The organism is Amycolatopsis sp. NPDC049253 (genome assembly GCF_040678995.1).
Taxonomy (GTDB): Bacteria; Actinomycetota; Actinomycetes; order Mycobacteriales; family Pseudonocardiaceae; genus Amycolatopsis.
Genome location: NZ_JBFAQX010000071.1, coordinates 1 through 3,986 on the forward strand (window position 1 = coordinate 1; position 3,986 = coordinate 3,986).

At 70.2% G+C, this 3,986-nt stretch carries 7 protein-coding genes; 1 reads left to right on the forward strand and 6 read right to left on the reverse strand.

What is annotated here, in order from left to right; all coding sequences use genetic code 11:
- Positions 1 to 259 precede the first annotated feature (259 nt).
- The 4 genes from AB0K15_RS47905 to AB0K15_RS47920 all read right to left on the reverse strand — a co-directional run bounded on the left by AB0K15_RS47905 (position 260) and on the right by AB0K15_RS47920 (position 1,774).
- Positions 260 to 616, reverse strand: coding sequence for a J domain-containing protein (locus AB0K15_RS47905; protein WP_364067891.1), 357 nt, complete (start codon positions 614 to 616; stop codon positions 260 to 262).
- Positions 613 to 1,005, reverse strand: a complete 393-nt coding sequence (locus AB0K15_RS47910) for a hypothetical protein (protein ID WP_364067893.1) — start codon at positions 1,003 to 1,005, stop codon at positions 613 to 615. The genes AB0K15_RS47905 and AB0K15_RS47910 overlap by 4 nt, the downstream gene beginning before the upstream one ends.
- Before the next feature lie 51 nt (positions 1,006 to 1,056).
- Entirely contained in the window at positions 1,057 to 1,236 is a 180-nt protein-coding gene (locus tag AB0K15_RS47915; protein ID WP_364067895.1) for a hypothetical protein, read from the reverse strand.
- 106 nt (positions 1,237 to 1,342) lie between these two features.
- Complete coding sequence (locus AB0K15_RS47920) at positions 1,343 to 1,774, reverse strand: Hsp20/alpha crystallin family protein (protein WP_364067897.1); 432 nt, start codon at positions 1,772 to 1,774, stop codon at positions 1,343 to 1,345.
- An 818-nt stretch (positions 1,775 to 2,592) separates the two neighbouring features.
- On the opposite strand from AB0K15_RS47920, the gene AB0K15_RS47925 reads away from it, so the two are divergent.
- Positions 2,593 to 2,904 carry a MerR family transcriptional regulator gene (locus AB0K15_RS47925; RefSeq protein WP_364067899.1) on the forward strand — a complete coding sequence of 104 codons (312 nt, stop codon included), beginning with the start codon at positions 2,593 to 2,595 and terminating at the stop codon, positions 2,902 to 2,904.
- A 16-nt stretch (positions 2,905 to 2,920) separates the two neighbouring features.
- Here AB0K15_RS47925 and AB0K15_RS47930 read toward each other — a convergent pair whose 3' ends face one another.
- Both AB0K15_RS47930 and AB0K15_RS47935 read right to left on the reverse strand, forming a co-directional pair.
- The gene (locus AB0K15_RS47930) at positions 2,921 to 3,376 is read right to left on the reverse strand and encodes a hypothetical protein (RefSeq protein WP_364067901.1); all 456 of its coding nucleotides are present in this window, start codon (positions 3,374 to 3,376) and stop codon (positions 2,921 to 2,923) included.
- Positions 3,373 to 3,798: a DUF6292 family protein gene (locus AB0K15_RS47935; RefSeq protein WP_364067903.1), complete on the reverse strand. Its 426-nt coding sequence runs from the start codon at positions 3,796 to 3,798 to the stop codon at positions 3,373 to 3,375. Before AB0K15_RS47935 ends, AB0K15_RS47930 begins: the two co-directional genes overlap by 4 nt.
- Positions 3,799 to 3,986: the final 188 nt, after the last annotated feature.

Consider the following 3,986-nt stretch of genomic DNA (forward strand, 5'->3'; position numbering starts at 1 on the left):
CCGCCATGACAGTGAGCAGGACAAAGCGCATGGACAAGTCACAATCCCTTGGTTGAGTGTGCTGGTGGTGGCCGGGACTGCGGGCCAGACGACGGCCCGTAGCCGATCCGCATGGTCCAAGCCGTGAACCCCGAGAACGTGACATTGGCGCGGACGCGGCAACCTTTACAGATCGCTCCTGCGGAACGCCGATCAGCCACGTGTGTCTCGCGAACGATCGTTTCCGAGACGCCTTGCAGCCGGAACGGTCATGCCCTGTCTACGGGGAGAGCAAGACCACGCAGCCACGATCAAGTTCGATCGGCGGCGTTGGACCGGGGCCAGCGCGCACGTCTGGCGCCGGCGGTGTGGTGCGGGGGTGCACGCGCACAGGAATATCGCGGCCGTGTGCGGGGTGCCGGTGTGCTTCGGTGGACTGCCGTGGGTGGTGGTCGCGGAGGTGACGGTAGGCGGCGAGCACGGCCGCGAACTGGTCGCGGTCCGCGTGCGGAGGGTCGGGGTGGCAGTCACGGGCCGCGCGCCGGTAGGCGGTGGTGATCTCGGCGGCGCTGGCGCCGGGGCACAAGCCGAGCACCGTGTACGGATCGGGCAGCGCCGGTGGGTGAGAGGTGTTCATGGCGCGGGCCGAAGCGGACCGGGCGCCGCCGTGGTGAGCCGGCTGAGTTCGGTGTAGTAATCGCGCGCTGCGGTGTGGGCGGTGTCGAGGGTGCGCCGAAGGGTGGCCAGCTCCCGGCAAGCGGCGGCCAGATGTGCGGTGGCCGGTGCGCCCTCGACCTGGCGGAGATGCTCCGGGCGTCGGGTGTGGTGGCCGGTGTGGTCGGCCAGCAGGGCCACCAGATCGGTCAGCTCGCCGGTGAGCTGCGTCAGTTGCCAGCCGACATCCCGCAGCTGCGGCAGGCCGGGCGGCTGGCCCGCGTCGGCCGCGCGGACCACGAGCCGAAGGTCGCGGGCCGTCGCGGCCAAGGTTGTCGCGATCGTGGCCGGTCGGCGTCGAGTGGTGCCCATCGCTTCCCCTCATCCTCCTGCTGTGTTCGACCCAGCGCGGGGCAAACCGGGTCAGGGCCAGGCTTCGCCGTCGTCGATTACCGGTACCTCGCGGTGTTGGTCGGCGACATCAGCCGGATCGGCGTCCAGCGATTCCCCGAGGCCGCGCAGAACCTGCTCGTCGTCGGCAGGGTCGGGCCTGGCCGGGCGCTGCTGGTCGGCGACATCATAGGCCGGGGCTTCGTCGAGCATGACCGGTTCTCCGTTACGTTGATCGAAGACGACGCCGGCCCCGCCCGCAGCGGTCGAGGCCGCGCGGGGCGGGGCCGCGTGTCGGCCGAGCCGGGGTTCGGGGCGCTCAGGCGTTGATCTGCTTGGCCTCGCCCCCACCGCTGATGGCGATCTTGCGTGGCTTGGCCTGCTCGGCGATCGGTACCCGCAGCGTCAGCACGCCCGCGTCGTAGTGTGCTGCGATGTTGTCCGCGTCGAGGGTGTCGCCCAGGAACAGCTGGCGGGAGAACACCCCGCGGGGCCGCTCGGACACCTGCACTTCGACGCCCTCGTCGAAGCCCGGCCTGCGTTCGGCCTTGACGGTGAGCACGTGGCGCTCCACGTCCAGGTCGATGGAATCCGGCGCGACCCCGGGCAGGTCGAACTCCACCACATACTCATTGCCGGACCGGTAAGCGTCCATCGGCATGACCGCCGGGCGCGCCGTGGTGCCGTTGGCACCGAAGAACTGCTGGGTCAGCCGGTCCAGCTCCCGGAACGGGTCAGTCCGCATCAACATGACCTTTCGCCTCCTTTGCTCCTTCCCTTGTGTTCCGCCACCGGCGTGCTGGTGGCCGGCGGCGGCTGGTCAACCTGTATTGCTGCTCAGGTGTGCTCGTCGTACTCCGGCCGCCGCCACCGGTGGCGGCGGCCGGAACCAGTTCGGTAGGAAACGTTGTCCGAGATTGCTGCGTGTGCAGTCACCTCACTGCGGTGCCTGTCCGGGTTGCCGCGCCGCCGGGCCGGGGGCCGCGAAGAATCGCCGCGAGGCGCGGGCCGGGACCGTTGCAGGTCTCTTCGGCCGTGTTGAAGCAAGCATCCCGGCCCGGCGAAAGCACCATGGGCGGGCTCCGGAGGTGTACGGGCCTCACCTGCCTTTCCGAGTCACGGTCGCGTTCGCTGGCCACAGGGCACGCCGGTCGCCGGAGGGGAACGCTGCCGCCGACCGCCTCGCGTCGCCGGCACCACGCCGGGCGACCGGTCACCGGCGGCGGTCGTGCGGGGCATGCGGCTGGGTTGCCGAGGGCCCGTGGATCCGGGCCGCGACCGTGCAGGGGGTGGAGGGAGAACTCCGAAGTTGGCGGTGATGATCGCGTCGAACTCTGCGCGCAGCCAGGCTTCGTCGGCGCAGACCAGCTCGGCGAATCCGCTGGTCACCGCCGTGTGGCGAGTGGTGTCCGGCATCGTCGATCACTCCCCGGCAACATCGTCGTGTTCGACACCAGGTCATGTACCGCCTATCCATTTCTATAGCGCGCACTGCAAGTTGTGTCAAGCATTCGGAGTAGATAATCTGGAGCGGCTGGCGCGCCCTGACAATCGGCGAAGGAGGTGTGCGTGGCTGGTCTGGGTAACCTCGACGACCCGGACTACCCGTCCTTCACCACCGGGCAGGCCGCGAAGATGCTGGGTGTGCAGGAAGCGTTCCTGCGTAGCCTGGACGCCGCGGATCTGGTGCACCCCCAGCGCTCGGACGGCGGCCATCGTCGCTACTCCCGCCGCCAGCTCACCCTCGTGGTCCGGCTGCGCGAACAACTCGATGAAGGCCACAACCTCGCCGCCGCTGCCCGCATTATCGGCCTGCAAGACCAGCTCGCGGATGCCGAAACCACGATCCACGACCTGCGCGCCCAGCTCGACGAGCGCTGACTCGACTCATCGCCGGTTATGCGGCAGTAGCCACGGGGAACGCGGTCCTTTCGTTCAACACGGACTCGGCGTCGGCGAGCACTTCGTCGATCGCGCGGAGCTGGACCTGGGTCCTGCGGACGGCGTCCTCGGCCTCCGCGCGCAGGGCCGCCGCCCGCTGGTGTGCCGTCAGGACGAGGTCGTCGGCTTCCGAGCGGGCCAGCGCGAGCAGTCGGCTCACCCGCGTACCGACCGCGGCCGGATCGGCGGGGGTCTGGCAGAGCCGGTCGAGCTGCCCGCGCAGCGCGGTGATCTCGGTGCGCGCTTGGGCGAGCCGCCCGGCCAGGAGCTCGGCCTGCGACTGCGCGGCGTCGCGATCGAGCGTGAGCAGGTGCAGTTCCTCGTGGAGTTCGGCGAGGCGTTCGTCGACCTGGTCGCGGTCGTAGCCGCGGATCGTGAGTGCGAAGCTTTCGGGCAGGGGCAGCGTGGTCACGGTCGCGCCCTCCCGGTGAGCAGGGCCGTCAGTTCGTTGATACCGCCCGCGTTCCGGAAGCGGGTCGGGTGTGGGGTGCCGAGGGTGTGGTCGTCGGCCAGCACGGCTTCGACGAACCGGACCACCTGCCGGGGCCTCGGTGCGACTGAGCCGCCGAGGTAGCGGACGACGATGAGGTCCTCGCCGGAGTGGGTTTCGATCGCGGCTGCCCAGCCGCGCTCTTCGTCCCACAGCAGCGCGAAATCGCGGCCGGGGTAGGCCGGGTGCTGCTGGTCGAGAGCGACGTAGGCCGACAGCGGCGAGGCGTGATCCACCGTGCACGACTCGAGCCCGATGCCGAGCTCGGCCGTCACGGCCCGCAAGTAGGGCGTCAACGCGGGGGCGGCGGGGTGGCCGGTCGGGATGTCGATCGATGCGGTCACGGGAGCCGGTGTCCTTTCAGGCGTGGGGAGGACCCGGCCGCGCAGGCCTGGCCCTCCGTCGTCGGAAATGTTGTCCGGAACTCGTCAGGAAGTGATCTCCTGACGGCGCGCGGACATTCCGGTGGAGACCGCGATCCGCCGCGGCCGCGCCGTTTCGGCGACCGGGATCCGCACGGTCAGCACACCGG

What these genes read in the sequence shown, in the direction of transcription:
- AB0K15_RS47915 (WP_364067895.1), bottom strand. Translation starts at nt 1,236, where the DNA reads ATGCTCGACGAAGCCCCGGCCTATGATGTCGCCGACCAGCAGCGCCCG.
- AB0K15_RS47910 (WP_364067893.1), bottom strand. Translation starts at nt 1,005, where the DNA reads ATGGGCACCACTCGACGCCGACCGGCCACGATCGCGACAACCTTGGCC.
- AB0K15_RS47920 (WP_364067897.1), bottom strand. Translation starts at nt 1,774, where the DNA reads ATGTTGATGCGGACTGACCCGTTCCGGGAGCTGGACCGGCTGACCCAG.
- AB0K15_RS47905 (WP_364067891.1), bottom strand. Translation starts at nt 616, where the DNA reads ATGAACACCTCTCACCCACCGGCGCTGCCCGATCCGTACACGGTGCTC.